The following is a 17004-nucleotide window of genomic DNA, read 5'->3' as shown; positions in this document are numbered from 1 at the left end:
AAGATCGTTAGCGTCTGTCCCGGTCCACGATGTGCAACGGTACGTCCCGCTCGACCCGCTCCAGCACAGCGGCCGCGTTGCCGCCCTTGGCCGCGGCGTACTCCGCCTCGGTCAGTGCAACGACCTGCAGGAACGTCACACGGCCGTGCGGGGTGTCCAGCACGGCCAACTGCGGGTCGACGGCGAACGCGAGCGCCGCGAGTTCGGTTGGATTGTCCGCCTCCTGGTCCGGCCGGTCGTTGAACGTTCCCCGGGCCACGTGGATCGTGTGGCCGGGCGCGAACGGCCGCTCCGCGAAGACGTACCTGGCCAGCTGCTGCAACAGCACGGCCGGCCACTTCGGCGGCGCTTCGTCCTGTGGGCCACGGGCCACCCGGATGCTGAACTCGATCCCCCAGCCCGACTCCTCCGGGTCGTCGGTCACCTTCTCGTAGAGCTCGGACATCCCGAAGCTCACGAGGTGCCAGTGCGGTCGCGGCTCGTCTCGAGCGTAGATCCGGATCGCGTCCAACGGATCGGGACCGCCGGCCGAGTACGGCACGTCGGGTGCGAAGGTGCCCACCGGTTCGGTGTCGCCGTAGAGATCGTGCAACGCCGTCTCGATCGCCGCCCAGCCGACCGCCTCCAGGTCCGTGGAGATGGAGATCTCGGTCCCTTCCGGTAGGTCCTTGACCTGCCCGTGGATCTGGCCGGCGACGTTGACGCTGACCACGAAGTCGATGGCGTCGATGTTGTCGACCGCGACCCGACCACCGGCGACCGGCGGATGCTTGAAGTCGTAGACCTGTTCGGCATCGGGGACGATCCCGGCACGTTCGGCTTCCTGGGCCAGCCCGGCCATCAGATACCGTTCCTGACCGTCCGGCGTGTCCAGCTCCGCTCGCAGCGCCTCGACGCCGTCCCAGCACCGGGTCAGCGTGCCGTGCACGATGCTGAGGAACCAGCAGCCGTCGTCGGAGCGGAGGAAGACGTCCCCGAACGGGGACGCGAAGAGCGGGACCTTGTCTCCGATATCGGCCCACTGCCATGCTTCCAGGGCGCGCTCGTACTGCTCCGGCGAAAACGCTCGAATCATATTCACGCGCGGATCCAACCACAGTCTTGTCCGGCGAACACATCGGCGCATCCAAGGGCAGGTTTATTGGGAGGGCACCAGGGCGCGGCCGCGGGGTGCGACAGTGCTGCGGCGGCGATAGTAGTGCACCGTCAGCAGGGCGAGCAGCGGACTCCAGACGGCCAGCGGCCAGTACATGACATGGAAGACCACTGTCTGCCAGCCGTGCGTGACCAATCCGGTCGGGTCACCGTTGAACTTCACGCCGAGACTGATGCCGATCATCGCATAGGGGAAGACCAGCAGCGCGAGCGCGCCAAGACCAGCGGGGATGACCGCGGCCATGACCGGCACCCGGCGGCCACGCAGGACCGGCACCCAACGCGGCCACACCTCACCCCACTCGCTGACCAGCCCGACGGCGAGAAGGGCCGCCCCTTCACTCACCACGCTGAGCAGAAGGATGTACCACCACCCGTTCAGCTGTTCCTGCCCAGCAGGCGTGGGGCCGGGCTCGAGCAGCGGCACATTCACGATGAAGGCGGCGATGCGCCACAGGCTGGAGGGCAGCACGGCCAGCGGGATGGCGTAGGCGGCCAGCACGGCCCAGCGGGGGACGCCCGCCGAGATCCGGCCATGCAGTCTGCTCCCCAGGGTGTCAGCGGTCATGAAGATTCTCCTCAAAGAGTGGTGCCTTTGAGGATCACACCTGTCCCGAGCCAGGCTCATCCCCCACACGAGGGAGGCCGGGCGGCGAGCCGTCGGCTAACGTCGGTCCCCGTGAAAGGTCGCTTCGCCCGAGCTGTGCGGGCCGGGATTTACCAACTGCTGGGGGCCGCGCTGCTGACCCCGGTGGCGGTGGCGCTCGGCCTGGTCATCCTGGCGGAGCAGACTCCGGTGCGGGTGTTCGCGTTGTGGGCCGCGTGCCTGCCTGCCGCGATGCTGCTGGCCGCGGTGCCGTTGATGCGGCGCCTTGAGAGGGCCGCGCTGTCGGAACTGCTCGGCGTCGATGTGCCCCAGGGGACCGATCGGCTCTATCTGGCAGCCCTGACCAGCCTGCACCTGTACGGCGGCGCCACCCTTGGTGCGGGGGTGCTGCTGCTGTCTCCTGGGTTGGTCCGGCTGGGCGACGTATCGCGGTGGCGCGCGACTCCAGGTGAGCTGGCCGGGGTGTGCGTCCTCGCGGCGGGCACACTGGCCGCGATGGTCGCGGCCGGCCTCGGCCAGCGGTGGGCGGCGCGCCGGCTGCTGGGTGCCGAGCCGTCCCGCGTCATCGAGGAACTCGGCCGCCGCCAGAGCCTGGCCATGGAACTGCACGACTCGGTCGGTCATGCCCTCAGCGTCGTCCTCGTACAGGCGATGGCCGCTCAAGCGGCGCTGCGGAACGCGCGCGTGCCGGAGGTCGGCGACTCGCTCAGCCATCTGACGAACACCGCCCGAAACGCCCAGCAGGACCTCGACGTGCTGCTCCGCGTACTCGACGACGGCGACCCGGCCGAGACACCCACACTCGACTCGCTCCGCGAGCTGATCCGCGGCCTCGACGTGCGCGCGAACGTCGGCCGCCTCGACCGGGTTCCGGCCGCCACCTCTCGCGTGGCCTTCGCCATCGCCAGGGAGGCGCTCACCAACGCTCTGCGTCACGGGCGGGGCCCGATCGTGATCGACGTCGCCACCGGCGACGATCTGATCCTCACCGTGGACAACAGAACGGCCGACACCTCCCCTCGGCCCGGCCGGGAAGGGCGCGGCCTCACCGGCATGCGCATGCGGGCCCGGTTGGCCGGCGGCATGTTCGTACACAAGAAGATGGAGGGCACGTGGCGCATCCAGGCGACGCTGCCGCTGTGATCCGCGTCGTCCTGGCCGACGACGAGACGCTGATCCGTTCGGGTTGGTCGACGATGCTCTCCTTCCACGACGACATCGAGGTCGTCGGCGAGGCAGCCGACGGTCGTGCGGCCGTCGAGGCCGGCAGTGGCGCGGACGTCGTGCTGATGGACATCCGCATGCCCCGCCTCGACGGCCTGGCCGCCACCCAGGAGCTCGCCCGACGCTCCCCGGCGACGCGGGTCATCGTGGTCACGACGTTCGAGAACGACCAGCTGGTCTGGGGTGCGCTGCGCGCCGGCGCGGCCGGCTACGTTCTCAAGCGCGCGCCCGCGGAGGAGCTGGTGGATGCCATCCGGCTCGTGCATTCCCGCGACGCGGTGCTCTTCCCCGACGCGCTGCGCCACATCGCCTCACCACATGCCGGTAGGTCGAAGCCACGCGTGCCGGTCGAGTTGACCCCGCGCGAGCTGGACGTACTGCGGCACATCGCGTACGGGCAGAACAACGCGGAGATCGCGGCGACCCTGTACGTGTCCGTAGAGACGGTCAAAACGCACGTCCGCCACGTCCTGGAGAAGCTCGGGGCTCGCGACCGCACCCAGGCGGCGGTTCTGGCCTACGAATTCGGCCTCATCTTCGCCGGCGCAGAGGGGCGCCTCATGTGAGCGGGCCCTTGTCCTTGAGGACGTAGCCGCCCCGTATCACCGGCGCGTTAGGGGCAGGGGCCATGCATTTGGTCAACGGCGGTTGTTCCGGCAATGTCGCCCCGCTCAGACCGATGCGGCTGGGGCCCGCACCCTTGCCGGCGACGTAGAAGCTCACGCCCATGCGGACCTTCCGTTTCACCAGCTCTTCCCATGGGCCGCCTGGGGTGGCTCGGACGAGTATGCCTGTGACGGTCGCGGTAGGGCCGCCGCTCGTCAGGCAGTCGACCTCGACCTCTCCCCAGTTCTCCTGGCGTGGCTTACCCGGCTCTTTGACGGCGTGATAGATGCGAAACGTACCCCACGCACGGGTGGGGAAGACGGGGCTCTCCGCGGTGAATTCACCATGGGCATCGACCGTGACCTGGACGTCGTTGCCTGGGGCCGGGAAGTACATCCGCGCCCATCCCTTGATGGACGCGGTGGTCGCACTGGCGGTCGGCGCGACTTCGCCCGACGTGATGGCCGCGGCCGCGACGCCGGCCTGCGGCGTGGCGGCGGCGGCCAGAAAGAGGACCCCAACAGTGCGGCACAGAACTTTGATCACGACGTTTCTCCAACGCTCGCAACGTGAACTGACTCCACGACTGTCGTGGATGACCGTAGCTTCACACCTCCCTCCGCCGAGGGAGTTCCGAAGGCGGGATAACACCGAGGAAACACGCTCTGCCCTGGAGCTGTGGAGCGCGGCGCTGGCTTTGCGATGCAGCAGCAGCGCCTGGGCACGGCGGGCCTTGCGGTCAGGTTCCCCGGATGAGCCTCTTGTGGGCCTCGGGCATCCCATCGGGCAGTGAGTTCGCGGCGAACAGTCTGGCGTCAATGACCTCCCTGCCGTCGACGGCAAGGTTGTCGAGTCCGCCAATCAGGGTGGCCTCGTAGAAGATCTCGATGCGGAGCTTGAAGCCGCTGTTCACCTGGAGAAGGCGACCGACCTTCACGGTCAGGCCGGTCTCTTCGCGTACCTCTCGAACAATGGTGTCCTCGTGCTTCTCGCCTTTGTTGGCGTAGCCGGTGGGAAAGCCCCATTGCCGGTCGGCAGGCCACAGCCGGTGGCGCAGCAGGAGAACCTGGCCGTCCTCGGTGCGGGTGACCCCGGTGATCCCGCACATGAACTTGGCGTTCACGAGCCACAGCAAGCGCCACTGCAAGGGCTTGCCCAGGCGCCACAGCTTGGCCAGCAGCTCGTTCACGTCGTTATCTCCCGGGTCGGTGTGGGTGGGATGGGAGAGCTCAGGTTCCGGCCAGGATCAGAGCGAGCCGGTCCGCGCCCGTGCTGGCCGGATGTCGGCGTACCAGCTCGATGGCCAGTCCCCGGATGCTGGAGCGGTCGCGAACCTCGGTGCGCGCGTGCCCGTGCGCGGCTAGCAGCGGTCGTACGCAGACCGCTGTTGTCGAGCCGGGTGGCCGCCGCATAGGTGACCTGTTCGGCGAGTTCCCTATGGCCCTGGTGGCGCAGCACGATGCCACAGGACCGGGCGGCCATCGCCTGGGCGACCAGGTCGCCGGACAGGGCGGCGTAGGTGACGGCTCGATCGGCCGTGATGCGGCCGGCCTGCAGACGGCCGACCTTCTGCAACGCCTCGGACGCCAGGTCATAGCAGCCCGCCAGTAGAGCGAGGTGGCGTTCGTCGCTCGGCGCGCGATCCAGCACGTCATGCCCGGCGGAAAGCAGACCGGGCAGACCGCGCAGAAGGGCCGCCAGGTCACCGGTGTCGAACCGCAGCCGGGCCCGGCCCAGCAAGCTCGTCACGTCGCCGGCGGTGGCCGCGGCCTGGGGCGCGGGCAGCACCGCCAGTGCCTCCTCGACCCTGGTCAGCAGAGCGGCAGGCACCGCGAGGCCGGCTCCGATCAGCAAACTGCGTCGTCGCACCGGATCATCCTCCCCGCCCGCACCTGCACCCACACCATGACCGTCGAACGGCGAGAGCCGAGGTGCGCCGGAGATCGGCAGGCAGATCGGACCGTCGCACCCCTCATAGGGTGAGGCGAGACCAAGGGCGTCGGGCGAGATCCCCAGGATGTCGACGAACGTCCGCAGCAGGGTGATGTCGGTCAACGGCGTCTTGCCGCGCTCGTAGCGCGACAACTGAGCGGGTGAGTAGCCGCAGCATTGTCCGAGTTCGGCCAGTGTCATCTTCCTGGCCTGGCGCGCGGTACGCACGATCTGTCCGGCGTGCATCAGCGGCTCCTGGCGATGAGGATCCTCACACATCGTAGCGTTGCGATGACATATTGTCGCGGCGGTTGCACGCCATGCAAACAGGTTTGCATGACACGCGGAACGGCCTGCTGACCTGCGAAAACGTGGTGATCTCGAAGTCTCATCCCCCATCCAGAAGAGGCTTTCGATGACCGTCCTGCTCGCCAACGAACACCTCGACGGGACGCCGGCCGAGCGACACCGACTTCACGCTCTGCTGCGCGGCCTACGCACCGGGGCTGCGCCCGCGCCACTGCCCGGCATCACCTTCCAGACGCTCACGCACCTCCTGGCAGCCCGACCCGCCACTGTCGATCTCGACCTGTTCCGCACCGGGTACGAACTGCTGTCCACTCGCTACGCCGAGATCGGCATCCGCGCCCTGCTCCCACCGCAGCGCGTGTGGGTCGGCGTCCGCTCCACAGCCGCCGCAGGCTCAGCCCAATCCTTCGGCGGTTTCCACCACCCCGGCCAGGGCTATCGACACCTGCAAATGAACGCCGCCATCACCCTGTTCGGCAACCTGTCCGGCCACACCACCCCACCGACGCCCCAGGCCGTCGCGCTGGATCTCCTACGCGCCTATGCTCACGACTGCCTACACTTCGGCACGTACCGCCGCTACCGGCTCGGCCCACGCGGCGAGCCCGCCCGCGTCCAATACGGCATCAACTTCCGCCGGCTGGACGGCACCACATACTCGCTGCCAGACCCACCGGACGCCCGCCGGACCCGCAACCTGGGCATCGTCATGGAAGGCGCCACCGACATCGAGGCCACGACCATCGCCCGCCATACGGCCGACCTGCATGGCCTCACCGAACCACCCGACTCGACGCACTTGACGAAATACGCCTTCGCCGACGTCACCGGGCGACTCTCCACCGACGACATCAGCACAGCACGGCGCACGGCCAACCCCTACCTACGATCCCTCACCGGGTTCGCGCGCAGTGTCACCAGCCGATACCGCGCCCTGCTCGACGACCTCACCGAGACGCCCCACGAACTCCACCACCTCCTCATCACCGCCATGATCAGCGGGGATCTGGGCGATCTCAACGCCTGGCTCGACGCCCGGCACGGGCCCGGCTCGTTCGCCAGACGATTCCGTGCACCCATCTTCTCCGACCTCGATATGCGGCCAACTGCCTGATCTCGATCAGAACGCGCCGTAGTGTCGGCGGCCAGGATCGCCGACTCGGTCACGATCATGCCCGGCGGGGTGGGCCCGCACCCACAACGGCGACCAGGTCGTTAGGAACCCGGCCCATCCCGTCCATGCCACCAATGCTCACGAGGTCGTCGTGAGCTCATCCTGTACGACCGGCGTCCGCGGCCGGCCCGGCAGGAGCGGAATCAGGACCATGACGATCACGATCATGCCCACGGCGAACCAGTAGACCCCGTGGACACCGCCGATCGGGTCGCCAGAGGTCTGGAAGATGAGTGTGACCAGCGCGACGCCGAGTGCCGCGCCGAGCTGGTTGAGCATGTACAGCACGGAGCTGCCCTGCGCCACCATCTCCGGCGGCAGCGCCCGGTAGAGCGAGCCCATCGCCGGCGCGCTGAAGCAGCCCATGCCCAGCCCGATCCCGAGTGAGGCCAGCACCGGCAAGATCTCCGAGGTGTCCGCGCCGATCCGGGTGAGCGCCAGCCCGCTCAGGGCCGCCAAGAGGGCGCCGCCGGTGGCCAGCCCGCGTGGGCCGAGCCGGTCCGACAGCCGTCCGGCCACCGGCATGGCGATCGAGCCGCCGAGCCCGACCGGGGCCATCAGCAGCCCGGCGGCCAGTACGCCGTGCCCGTGTGCCTGCTGGTAGTACAGGGGCAGCGCGAACAGGGAGGCGAAGACCGCCATCCCACCGAGGCCCATGATCGTGACACTCGCCGTGAAGCCCCGGTTGGCGAACAACCTCAGGTCGATCAACGGGGCTGTGGTGCGAAGCGCGCGCACGGCGTACCCGATCAGGACGGCCGCACCCACGCCGAGCGGGAGCAGCACCTGCCAGGCGGTGAACGCGCCCTGCTCGGCCACCTGCGACAGAGCCAGCACCACCACCGCGAAGCCGGGTCCGAGCAGCGCCAGCCCCAGGACGTCCAGTCGCGCCTCGCCGCTCTCGCCGGGCCCGTCGGCGGGGATGACCCGCAGCGCGAGCACGAGGGCGACCACGCCGACGAGCACGCCGATCAGGAACATCCACCGCCACTCGAAGGCGTCGAGGATCGCGCCACCCGCGATCGGCCCGAGCACGGGCCCGAGGGACAGCACCACCCCCATCAGCCCCATCACCCGCCCGGCTCGGCGCGGTCCGGCGGCGCGGGCCAGCAGGATCAGTACGAGCGGATCGAGCAGCCCCGCCCCGAACCCCTGCAGCACCCGGAACGCGATCAGACCGCCGACGTTCCAGGACAGCCCGGCTGCGAGCGAGCCGACCAGGAAGATCAGCAGACCGGCCACCCACAGGCGCCTGCCACCGAACCGGTCCACGGCCCAGGTGGTGAACGGGATGGTGGCCGTCACGGCCAGCAGGAAGCCGGTGGACGCCCAGCCGATCGTGCTGAGCGAGGTGTCGAAGGCCGCGGCCAGGCTGTCCGTGGCGACGGCCGCCATGGTGCTGTTGAGGATCCCCAGCAGCCCGCCGAGCAGGATCACGGCGATCGTGCCCAGCAGTCGTGGGTCCAGCCGGTCATCATCCGAAGGATTTGAACTCATGGGTTCAAAGTAGTGATCCCATGCGTTCGCATGCAACTCTCAAGTCAGTGAAGTTGAACCGGCGAGTACAATCAACGGCATGAGCACCACGCGCGGGCGGATCGACAAGCGGCAGGCGATCCTGGAGGGCGCGTTCACGGTGTTCGCCCGGCTGGGCTACGCGCAGGCGGGCGTACAGGACATCGCCGCCGAGGCGGGCGTGGCCAAGCCGACGGTGTACAACCACATGACCGACAAGGCCACCCTGTTCAGGCACGCCCTGGAGGCCGCCGCGCGGACCGTGCTGAGCGAGCGGCTGGCCGCCCTCGAACCGCTCGCCGCGCCCGGCGACGACCTGCCCGCCGCGCTGGAGGGCGTCGCGTACGAGCTGCTCCGGCTGCACACCGACGAGCGATCATGCTCGCTGAAACGGCTGCTCTACTCGGAGATCACCACGTTCCCCGATGCCCTCGACCTCGTCCTGGACAGCGGCCCGCACCGGCTCAACCAGGCTCTGGCCGACCGGCTGGCCAGGCTCGCGCTCTCCGGACGCCTGCGCACCCCCGACCCCGACCTGGCGGCCGAGCAGTTCATGGCCCTGCTGACCGGCCCTCTGGAGGCCCGCACCCGGATGGGGACGCAGCAGATCACCGACTCGGAACTGCGGACCATGGCCCGCGCCGCCGTGGAGACGTTCGTCCGGGCCTGGGGAACACCCTGAGCCGTGACGCCCTTTAACGACGGCCGAGGAGCATGCCAAGCCACGCCTGACCTGTTATGCGTGTGGTGGTCGAGCCGCCAGGGCCGCATGCGCAGGGCGCGGGCCTGGATGCCGGCCGGGGCACACCGCCGCTGTCTGCCGGTGGGGGTGGGTTACCAGGTGACCGGCAGTTCGTAGACGCCGTACACCGCCCCATCGTGCTTGAACGGGATCTGCTCCAGGTCGGCCGCCAGGCGCAGCGTGGGGATGCGCTTGTAGAGGGTGCTGTAGGCGACCTGCAGCTCCATCCGGGCCAGCGGCTGGCCCAGGCACTGGTGGACGCCGAAGCCGAAGGCGACGTGGCGGCGGGCGTCGCGGCGGATGTCCAGTTCGTCGGGGTTGGGGAAGATCTCGGGGTCGCGGTTGCCGATGTCGTTCGGCATGATCAGGCCCTCGCCCGCCCGGATGGTCTGGCCGGAGATCTCGATGTCCTCCAGGGCGACCCGGCGGCGTCCGCTGTGGGTGATGTTGAGGTAGCGCAGCAGCTCTTCCACGGCCCCGGCGACCAGTTCCGGGTCGTCGCCGGCGCGCAGCAGCGCGAGCTGGTCGGGGTTCTGCAGCAGGGCGCACGTGCCGAGGGCGATCATGTTCGCGGTGGTCTCGTGCCCGGCGATGAGCAGGAGAACCCCCATCTGCGCGGCTTCCAGCTGCGACAGCTCACCGGTCTTGACCCGCTCGGCCAGCCGGGACAGCAGGTCGCCGGCGGGGTTGGCGAGTTTCTCGCCCACCAGGGCGTTCAGGTATTCGGCCAGCCGGGCGCTGGCGGCGGCACGGACCTCGGGCGCGGTGCCACGGTTGATCATGACCTTGCTGTTGTCCTGGAAGAAGTCATGGTCGGCGTACGGGACGCCGAGCAGCTCGCAGATCACCAGCGACGGGACCGGCAGCGCGAACGCCTCCACCAGATCCACCGGCTTCGGCCCGGCCAGCAGATCGTCGATCAGATCGTCCACGATCTTCTGTACGGCCGGGCGCATGCCCTCCACCCGCCTGACGGTGAACGGAGCCTGGACCATGCGGCGCAGCCGGTGGTGCTCGGGGTCGTCCATCATGATGAAACTGGCGAACGAGCCGGTGAAGGGACCCTGCCTCGGGTAGCCGGGGCGGGAGAACTCGGCGCTGACCCTGGGATCGGCCAGCAGCGCCCGCTGCTCGGCGTACGTGGTCACCATCCACGGCGTGCTGCCGTCCCACAGCCGGACCTTGGCCAGCGGGCCCTCCTTCTGCAGAGCGTGCAGGTTCGGCGGCGGGTCGAACGGGCAGCGCGCCGCCCTCGTGCCGGGGAACTCCGGGACTTCGGGCTGACTCAAGATCTCGGTCATGACTTACGTCCTTCCGCACAGGGCTGGAGCGAGGCCACGCTCGGCTTCGGTTCCGGTATCGGGGTCCACGTTGTTCGACTCACGTGTCACGGGCGCCGTCCATATTGCGACGATCCCGGCGATCAGGCCGGTCGCCGCGCCGTGCCGGCCGGCGCGGGGCGTGGTGCAGCCCTCGGCCAGTGCCCGGTCGCGGTCCGCGCACGTGTGCATCATCAAGGTGCTGGTCATGTGCTTGCGCTCGGCTCGTACCGGCAGCGGCAGGTCGGGAAGGCAACGGTTGAGGCCGTCCGGGATCCGTACGAGCGAGGAAGAGGTGAGCGCCCCGTCGATCATGACCTCGTGCAGGGCCGGGTTGGTCATCACTTGGGCGCCGAAGCGGGCGAACCAGGTGGGGTTGCCCTTGGCGGCCAGATGCTCGGTGACACCGGCACATCTCACTGGCACATCGGTATGTCATCGCGCCTCACCAGGACTCCTCCCGAACCGGCTCCCCTGCATTGTCAGTAAACTCTCGTCATCAGATTAAGTCAACTGCTTGATTTAAGCCGAAACGATGCGTGGCGACCAATGGTCGACGGTGGCCAACCGCAGCACCGGACCGGCTGCCGCGGCTGGTGCTGCGGGCTGCGGGGCCCGGGTGCTGGATGGGCTACTGAGCGCGGCTACCCGCTGACGTGCTGCGGCAGAGATCGTGGCGACACCAGAGGCGGAGGCATCGCAACGACCTACACCTAAGAGGCGCTGCCCATACGGGTGTCTTCGGCGCGCCGGCTGCCTACGTCAGCTTCCGGAGGAGGCCGAGAGACCGGGTCTGCGGCGGCTGCGCAGCTAACCCGTCGCGATCGGCAAACGTCGCGCGCGAAGAGGCGAACCGGCCAACGGACAAACGCGCGAAGAGGCGAATGGGCCAACGCAGCAACGGAGCAACGGGCCAACTTCACGGGTGCGAACAGGCGTACGTTCAGCAGAACATCGCGCGTGCGAACGTCGAACCTCACGCGGGCAAACGCGCGAACAGGCGAGGATGCGAACTTCACGCGTGCGATCGGGTTCAGGAATCGGTCGATGGATGAGCGGCGCTCACCAGCCCTGACTCGTAAGCGCTGATCACCAACTGCGCGCGGTCCCGCGCCCCCAGCTTGCTCAGCAGCCGGCCGATGTACGTCTTGACGGTGCCGGTGCTGCGGTGCAGGTATTCGGAGATGTCGGCGTTGGAGAGCCCACGTGCCACGAGCACCAGAATCTCACGCTCGCGCTCCGTGAGATCGTCCAGCGAGGTGCCCGGCGCCTGGTGTCCATGGGGAAGACGAGCGAACTCGGCGATCAGGCGTCGGGTCACCGACGGTGCGAGAAGGGCCTCACCGGCGGCGACCGTGCGGATGCCTGCCAGCAGGACATCGGGAGAGGTGTCTTTGAGGAGGAACCCGGCCGCCCCGGCCCGCAGCGCACCGTATACGTACTCGTCGAGGTCGAAGGTGGTGAGGATGAGAACGCGTGTCCCGGCTGTCTCGGGAGATCTGGCAATGTTCCGGGTCGCCTCGATGCCATCCATTCCGGGCATCCTGATATCCATCAGCACCACATCCGGGCAGAGTCGTCGTGCGCTCTCTACGGCTTCGGCACCGTTGCTCGCCTCGCCCACCGCGGTCAGCCCAGGGGCGGTGTCGATAAGGACCCGGAAGCTGCCTCGGAGCAGCGACTGGTCATCAGCGACGAGTACCCGGATCGGTTCGGACACACTCCCCTCCCCCCGGACCGGTTCTACCCGGATCGGTTCGGTCACGCGGCTCCCTCTTTCCGGCTCGTGGCCGTGTTGTGCTCGGGTTCGGGCGGGAGACGAGCTGACACGGCGAAGCCGCCGCCGGGTCGCGGGCCGACGGCCAACGTCCCCCCGTACATCATCACGCGTTCGCGCATCCCCACGAGTCCGTGCCCGCCCTTGAGCTCCGCCCCATCGGACACCACCACGTTGCCGGCTCCGTCGTCGACCACCTCGATATGCGCGTCTCCTCCCGAGTCGACAGTGATCGTCACCAGGCAGTGGGTTCCGGCGCCGGCGTGCTTGACCACGTTCGTCAGTGCCTCCTGCACGATCCGGTAGATGGCCAGCGCCGGTCCTGCGGGGAGGTGGACGGCCAACTGGGTGCGGAGTTTGGTACGGACTCCCGCCTGTTCGGCGCGTTGGATGAGGGCCGGCAGGTCATCCAGTCCGGGAAGGGGAGCCATCTTCGGCGAGCCGGGCTCGCCCGCGTGCTGACCGGCGGTTTCGCCGCGCAGCACCCCCAGGGCACGCCGCATCTCAGCGAGTGCCTCCCGGCCGGTCTGCTCGATCGTCTGAACGGCGTCGCGCGTCTCTTGGGGACGTTCCTCGGCCACATGGTTGGCGACCGCCGCCTTGACCACGATCACGCTGAGGCTGTGCGAGACGATGTCGTGCAGCTCCCTGGCGATGCGTAAGCGCTCCTCGCTCAGCGCCTCTTCGGCCAGGCGCCGCTCCTGTCGGGCGGCTCGGGCTCTCCGTTGGCGCACGACACGGCCGGCGGCCCACGCCGCGCCGATGACCAGCCAGACGAGCGCCGCGGTGCCGGCGGCTTCCGACCACGGACCGGATGGTGTCATGACCGCCTCACCTGTGATGACCGCGGCTGCCGAGACCACCAGGGTCAGGACCAGCGCCGCCGAAGCCCGGCGTACCGGCTCGGCGAGCGCCACCACGTAGGCGGCCAGGGCCGTGGAAACGTAGGGATCGCGGGTGATATCGAGGAATGTCGCCGCTGCCGAAGCGCCCAGAACCACGGCCAGGGCAGGCAGAGGCCACAGGCGCCGCACAGCCACCGGCGCTCCCACACAGACGGCCACCAGCCAGCCCAGCCACCACGGACCGGAGAACTGCGGCAAGCCGTCCGAGTCGTCTTGGCCGGCCAGTGACACGTGCACGGCCACCACGACGGCCGCCACGCAGGCGTCGAGTGCCAGCAGGTGCGCACGTGTCCCCAGGTGAACGCGTGTCCGCAGGTGCTCGCGTGCCCGCAGGCGCCACTGGGCTATGTGCATCGCACGACGATATCGATGCCCGCTCATCCGCCCTCCCCGAAGGTCCCCGCTCATACGGCCTGCCCCAGATGCCCATTCATCGGGTCTGCCCGAAGCCGCCCCATCATCCGGCCTGTCCGAAGAAGAACATGGCGATACCCACGACGCCTACCAGGAGGAGCCTGCCGGCCACCGTGGTCGTTCGCGGGACCGGACCGGTGCGCAATGTGGCCACGCCCAGAGGGATGAGCGCGACGCACAGTCCCGCGGCGGCGGCGACCGACCAAGGAGTCGTCCCCTTCAGCACCCCCAGCGGCATCGCCGATGCCAAGCCGAGGGCCAAAGCTCGTAGCGGTCCGAAAACCCCCGAGCGGTACGCGCCGATGGCCAGCAGAATCCAGCCGCCCATGATGGCGGCGTTGAGTGCGCTGAAGACGTGGAACGCGCCGTAGGTCTCGCTCACCGTTCGCGTCGCCGATGCGGCCCCCTGAACGGTCACCAGCTGGAAGTCCAGATGATCGACACCGGCATGAAACGCCCGGGCGAACAGGCCGAGGACCGTTAAGGTGCCGCCCCATACAGCCAGCTCCCGGAAACCTTCGCCGATCCTGACAGCGAGAAGCACGACTCCCGGCCAGAGCAGCACCCACCCGGCGGCGACAAGGCTGTAGGAGGTCGTCATGAGGTCCGGATCGTGCTCGTAAGCGCTCAGTTGCGCGGGGAAGAAGAAGTCGTAGCGCAGGCGAAGCAGGATCCCAGCGAGCAGTAGCAGGGGGCCAACGATGAGGGAGGCGCCGCCCACCCAGCGTCCGGGTAGGACAGGACTCGAAACGGCGATTGACGGAGTCGGGAAAGTCATGGGCCAACGATGCTGCAGCCGCGTGCGCCGCGTCGTCGGAGCACGGGCCACACTTTCAGGTCAGACTGTGGTCGTACGGGTCTGCCTTGTGTCGGCTTCCAGTCCGGTCTTGAGACCAGACACCATGCCGCTCGGTGCTCCCGCGCGTACCTCGGGGCGGCGCCCTTGCCCCGAGCCGCGCCGTCGGTGTCGGTCGCCGTACTTCAGCGCGTCGTCCTCCCTCCCCTGGCCAGGGTCGTCACCCGGCTTGGCGAACGGGCGCAACCCTCGCAGGGATGGCAGGGCCCGCACCGGCGCCCGCCGAACCGCTGGCGCTGGATCAGTGGCCTGAAGGAGCACCGTCCCGGCTCCGCTCCACGGAGGGCTAGCCTGGGGCGGGCGCGTGATCGGTGGGTACGACGTGCCCACGGCGAGTGAGGGAGACGATGTCGGCGACGCGACTGCTGGTCCTCGGCGTGGTACGGCTGCACGGTCAGGCACACGGCTACCTGGTCGGATCCGAGCTGGATTCGTGGGAGGTCGCACAATGGGCAGGGCTCAGGTCGGGGTCGATCTACCACGCTCTCCGCCAGCTGGCCAAGGACGGCCTGCTGGACGCCACCGAAGTGCACGAGTGGCCGGGCCGCATCGACTACGCCATCAATGACAAGGGCGAGGCCGAGTTCTTCGGGCTGCTGAGAAGTGCCCTGAGCGTGCCGGACCGGCGCCCGGAGCTGCTCGGCGCAGCCCTCGCGCTGCTGCCCGCCCTGCCTGAGAAGGAGGCGCTGGAGCTGCTCAAGGAGCGGTTGCGAGCGCTGGAGGTCGAGCAGGCGCGGATCGTGGCCGCGATGGACGAGCAAGAGCGGCCAAGGCACCTGAGGGAGCTGTTCGGCCTGCGCGCGGCGCAGGCGGCGAACGACGCGGCGTGGACCCGTGGCCTGATCGGCAGGTTGGAACGGGGCGACGAACCGGCCTGAGCGACCGGGATTCGAGTTGACGGTGGGGAGGCCGATGAGTCATAGTTCGATACCCAAATTTGGTTACCCAAATTTGGTTACCGATGAAGGAGTTCCATGCGCGTCGCGGCAGCAGCAGCATTACTGGCGTTGATCTCGATTCCCACGACCACGATCCCGGCGGCGGCGAACGCCGCCACCACCTGCAGGACCGTCAGCGCCAAGGTGGCGATGACCGCCGGTGGCGCCGCCGACCAGCGCGTGGCCGGCACCCTCTGCCTGCCACGCGGCCGTGCCGCCAGCGTTCAGCTGCTCATCCCCGGCGGCTTCTATGGTCAGGCCTACTGGCAGATGCGCGGGGACCGGCGGCGGCCCTCGTTCGTCGAGACCATGACCGCCGCCGGGTACGCCACGCTGGCCATCGACCGCCTCGGCACCGGCGCGAGCTCGTACCCGCCCAGCGCCCGCTTCCAGCAGGACACCCACCAGATCGTCATCCGCCAGCTCATCCGGCAACTGCGCGAGGGTCGCCTCGGCGGGCCGCGCTTCGCCAAGGTCGTTCTGGTCGGCCACTCGCTCGGCTCGACCCTTGCCCGTACCCTGGCCGCCGCGCATCCGGCGGAGGTGGACGGCGTCATCCTGACCGGCGAGTCGAGTGTGCCCAACGAGGCCGCGTTCGAGCAGATGGGCGCGGGGATCTACCGGGCCGCCGACGATCCGCGCTTCGCCGACCGCGGGCTCGACGACGGCTATCTCACCACCCGGCCGGGCCTTCGGGCCACCTGGTTCTACCACCGGCCCAACGCCGACCCCGAAGTCATCGCCGCCGACGAGGCCGCCAAGACCACCGACGTCTTCCCGCCCGGCGACTCCTACACCCCGCCCTCGATCAACAAGAGCATCCAGGCGCCCGTACTGATCGTCAACGGCGAGCACGACAAGCTGCTGGCCGGAGCCCGCTCCTCCTCCGCCGCGCTCAGAAGTCAGGAGGCGCCGTTCTACGGCCCGCGCGCGAGGCTGGAGGCCATCGTGGTCCCCGGCACCGGGCACGTGCTGAACGCGCACCGCACCGCGCCCCGCTGGTTCGCGCAGGCACGCGAGTGGGCCGATCGCCGCGTGGGCGGGGCGGCCCGATGAGCCACGAAGAGGGTGGCCCAATGAGCCAGGAGCCGACTGACAGCCCGACCAAGTGGGTTGCCAGGCACGTCAACAGCTACGTCGAGTCCGGTGGCACCCGGGGCCACCTCTTCCACGGCGCGCCCACCCTGCTGATCACCACCACCGGCCGCCGTTCAGGACTACCGCGCCGCACCGCGCTCATCTACGGCCGCGACGGCGACCGCTACCTCGTGGTCGCCTCCAACGGAGGCGCGGCCGACCATCCGCTCTGGTTCCACAACCTGCTCGCCCAGCCGCGGGTCAGGGTGCAGGTGGGCGCCGAGGTGTTCGACGCGGTGGCCCGCCCGGCGACCGCGGACGAGCGGCCCCACCTGTGGGAGACGATGACCGCGATATGGCCGCACTACACGGGCTATCAGCGAAAGGCGCCCAGGGAGATCCCGGTGGTCGTCATCGAGCAGACGGCCATGCCAGGCGGGCGCGGTCTGTAGAT

The 17004-nt window shown here is 69.1% G+C and carries 18 protein-coding genes; 7 read left to right on the top strand and 11 right to left on the bottom strand.

The window, feature by feature from the left end:
• Positions 1-7 precede the first annotated feature (7 nt).
• Both ACGFJ2_RS00200 and ACGFJ2_RS00195 read right to left on the bottom strand, forming a co-directional pair.
• Positions 8-1075, bottom strand: a complete 1068-nt coding sequence (locus ACGFJ2_RS00200; protein ID WP_358175957.1) for a suppressor of fused domain protein — start codon at positions 1073-1075, stop codon at positions 8-10.
• A 63-nt stretch (positions 1076-1138) separates the two neighbouring features.
• Positions 1139-1723: a hypothetical protein gene (locus tag ACGFJ2_RS00195; protein WP_393463230.1), complete on the bottom strand. Its 585-nt coding sequence runs from the start codon at positions 1721-1723 to the stop codon at positions 1139-1141.
• A gap of 111 nt (positions 1724-1834) precedes the next feature.
• Here ACGFJ2_RS00195 and ACGFJ2_RS00190 point away from each other — a divergent pair, with 111 nt between their 5' ends.
• Both ACGFJ2_RS00190 and ACGFJ2_RS00185 read left to right on the top strand, forming a co-directional pair.
• Positions 1835-2905 (top strand): sensor histidine kinase, encoded by a 1071-nt coding sequence (locus ACGFJ2_RS00190; RefSeq protein WP_393463228.1) that lies wholly within the window; start codon positions 1835-1837, stop codon positions 2903-2905.
• Positions 2902-3552, top strand: coding sequence for a response regulator (locus ACGFJ2_RS00185; RefSeq protein WP_393463226.1), 651 nt, complete (start codon positions 2902-2904; stop codon positions 3550-3552). The genes ACGFJ2_RS00190 and ACGFJ2_RS00185 overlap by 4 nt, the downstream gene beginning before the upstream one ends.
• Here the strand turns inward: ACGFJ2_RS00185 and ACGFJ2_RS00180 are convergent.
• From ACGFJ2_RS00180 to ACGFJ2_RS00170, 3 genes are all read right to left on the bottom strand, one after another.
• A complete protein-coding gene (locus ACGFJ2_RS00180) occupies positions 3545-4138 on the bottom strand; it encodes a hypothetical protein (protein ID WP_357940745.1) in 594 nt (197 codons plus the stop codon). The two genes, ACGFJ2_RS00185 and ACGFJ2_RS00180, sit on opposite strands and share 8 nt — an antisense overlap.
• Positions 4139-4331: 193 nt before the next feature.
• On the bottom strand, positions 4332-4781 hold the full coding sequence (locus tag ACGFJ2_RS00175) for an NUDIX domain-containing protein (RefSeq protein WP_357940743.1): 450 nt from the start codon (positions 4779-4781) through the stop codon (positions 4332-4334).
• Positions 4778-5770: a helix-turn-helix domain-containing protein gene (locus tag ACGFJ2_RS00170; protein ID WP_393463223.1), complete on the bottom strand. Its 993-nt coding sequence runs from the start codon at positions 5768-5770 to the stop codon at positions 4778-4780. The genes ACGFJ2_RS00175 and ACGFJ2_RS00170 overlap by 4 nt, the downstream gene beginning before the upstream one ends.
• A 169-nt stretch (positions 5771-5939) precedes the next feature.
• Here ACGFJ2_RS00170 and ACGFJ2_RS00165 point away from each other — a divergent pair, with 169 nt between their 5' ends.
• On the top strand, positions 5940-6947 hold the full coding sequence (locus ACGFJ2_RS00165; RefSeq protein ID WP_393463221.1) for a hypothetical protein: 1008 nt from the start codon (positions 5940-5942) through the stop codon (positions 6945-6947).
• Positions 6948-7085: 138 nt separating this feature from the next.
• On the opposite strand, the gene ACGFJ2_RS00160 is transcribed toward ACGFJ2_RS00165, so the two are convergent.
• On the bottom strand, positions 7086-8504 hold the full coding sequence (locus tag ACGFJ2_RS00160) for a DHA2 family efflux MFS transporter permease subunit (protein ID WP_393463219.1): 1419 nt from the start codon (positions 8502-8504) through the stop codon (positions 7086-7088).
• Positions 8505-8583: 79 nt separating this feature from the next.
• Here ACGFJ2_RS00160 and ACGFJ2_RS00155 point away from each other — a divergent pair, with 79 nt between their 5' ends.
• Positions 8584-9204, top strand: coding sequence for a TetR/AcrR family transcriptional regulator (locus ACGFJ2_RS00155; protein ID WP_393463217.1), 621 nt, complete (start codon positions 8584-8586; stop codon positions 9202-9204).
• A 152-nt stretch (positions 9205-9356) separates the two neighbouring features.
• On the opposite strand, the gene ACGFJ2_RS00150 is transcribed toward ACGFJ2_RS00155, so the two are convergent.
• The 5 genes from ACGFJ2_RS00150 to ACGFJ2_RS00130 form a co-directional block, all read right to left on the bottom strand.
• Positions 9357-10565, bottom strand: coding sequence for a cytochrome P450 (locus tag ACGFJ2_RS00150; protein WP_364004151.1), 1209 nt, complete (start codon positions 10563-10565; stop codon positions 9357-9359).
• A 3-nt stretch (positions 10566-10568) separates the two neighbouring features.
• Positions 10569-11003: a hypothetical protein gene (locus tag ACGFJ2_RS00145; RefSeq protein WP_393463215.1), complete on the bottom strand. Its 435-nt coding sequence runs from the start codon at positions 11001-11003 to the stop codon at positions 10569-10571.
• Between the two features lie 613 nt (positions 11004-11616).
• A complete protein-coding gene (locus tag ACGFJ2_RS00140; RefSeq protein WP_393463213.1) occupies positions 11617-12348 on the bottom strand; it encodes a response regulator in 732 nt (243 codons plus the stop codon).
• Positions 12345-13619 carry a sensor histidine kinase gene (locus tag ACGFJ2_RS00135; protein ID WP_393463211.1) on the bottom strand — a complete coding sequence of 425 codons (1275 nt, stop codon included), beginning with the start codon at positions 13617-13619 and terminating at the stop codon, positions 12345-12347. Before ACGFJ2_RS00135 ends, ACGFJ2_RS00140 begins: the two co-directional genes overlap by 4 nt.
• A gap of 103 nt (positions 13620-13722) precedes the next feature.
• A complete protein-coding gene (locus tag ACGFJ2_RS00130) occupies positions 13723-14400 on the bottom strand; it encodes a hypothetical protein (protein ID WP_393463209.1) in 678 nt (225 codons plus the stop codon).
• Positions 14401-14882: 482 nt separating this feature from the next.
• On the opposite strand from ACGFJ2_RS00130, the gene ACGFJ2_RS00125 reads away from it, so the two are divergent.
• The 3 genes from ACGFJ2_RS00125 (at position 14883) to ACGFJ2_RS00115 (ending at position 17002) form a co-directional block, all read left to right on the top strand.
• Positions 14883-15413 (top strand): PadR family transcriptional regulator, encoded by a 531-nt coding sequence (locus ACGFJ2_RS00125; RefSeq protein ID WP_357940706.1) that lies wholly within the window; start codon positions 14883-14885, stop codon positions 15411-15413.
• A gap of 96 nt (positions 15414-15509) precedes the next feature.
• On the top strand, positions 15510-16529 hold the full coding sequence (locus tag ACGFJ2_RS00120; RefSeq protein WP_393463207.1) for an alpha/beta hydrolase: 1020 nt from the start codon (positions 15510-15512) through the stop codon (positions 16527-16529).
• Between the two features lie 20 nt (positions 16530-16549).
• Complete coding sequence (locus ACGFJ2_RS00115; RefSeq protein WP_357940702.1) at positions 16550-17002, top strand: nitroreductase family deazaflavin-dependent oxidoreductase; 453 nt, start codon at positions 16550-16552, stop codon at positions 17000-17002.
• Positions 17003-17004: the final 2 nt, after the last annotated feature.

Source organism: Nonomuraea sp. NPDC049028 (assembly GCF_043197735.1).
In the GTDB taxonomy this organism is placed as follows: Bacteria; Actinomycetota; Actinomycetes; order Streptosporangiales; family Streptosporangiaceae; genus Nonomuraea.
The sequence above is the reverse complement of the archived record's forward strand: the minus strand, read 5'-3'. Positions and strand labels throughout refer to the sequence as shown.

What these genes read in the sequence shown, in the direction of transcription:
- ACGFJ2_RS00165 (WP_393463221.1), top strand. Translation starts at nt 5,940, where the DNA reads ATGACCGTCCTGCTCGCCAACGAACACCTCGACGGGACGCCGGCCGAG.
- ACGFJ2_RS00115 (WP_357940702.1), top strand. Translation starts at nt 16,550, where the DNA reads ATGAGCCAGGAGCCGACTGACAGCCCGACCAAGTGGGTTGCCAGGCAC.
- ACGFJ2_RS00200 (WP_358175957.1), bottom strand. Translation starts at nt 1,075, where the DNA reads ATGATTCGAGCGTTTTCGCCGGAGCAGTACGAGCGCGCCCTGGAAGCA.
- ACGFJ2_RS00135 (WP_393463211.1), bottom strand. Translation starts at nt 13,619, where the DNA reads ATGCACATAGCCCAGTGGCGCCTGCGGGCACGCGAGCACCTGCGGACA.
- ACGFJ2_RS00125 (WP_357940706.1), top strand. Translation starts at nt 14,883, where the DNA reads ATGTCGGCGACGCGACTGCTGGTCCTCGGCGTGGTACGGCTGCACGGT.
- ACGFJ2_RS00120 (WP_393463207.1), top strand. Translation starts at nt 15,510, where the DNA reads ATGCGCGTCGCGGCAGCAGCAGCATTACTGGCGTTGATCTCGATTCCC.
- ACGFJ2_RS00170 (WP_393463223.1), bottom strand. Translation starts at nt 5,770, where the DNA reads ATGCACGCCGGACAGATCGTGCGTACCGCGCGCCAGGCCAGGAAGATG.
- ACGFJ2_RS00160 (WP_393463219.1), bottom strand. Translation starts at nt 8,504, where the DNA reads ATGAGTTCAAATCCTTCGGATGATGACCGGCTGGACCCACGACTGCTG.
- ACGFJ2_RS00195 (WP_393463230.1), bottom strand. Translation starts at nt 1,723, where the DNA reads ATGACCGCTGACACCCTGGGGAGCAGACTGCATGGCCGGATCTCGGCG.
- ACGFJ2_RS00155 (WP_393463217.1), top strand. Translation starts at nt 8,584, where the DNA reads ATGAGCACCACGCGCGGGCGGATCGACAAGCGGCAGGCGATCCTGGAG.
- ACGFJ2_RS00150 (WP_364004151.1), bottom strand. Translation starts at nt 10,565, where the DNA reads ATGACCGAGATCTTGAGTCAGCCCGAAGTCCCGGAGTTCCCCGGCACG.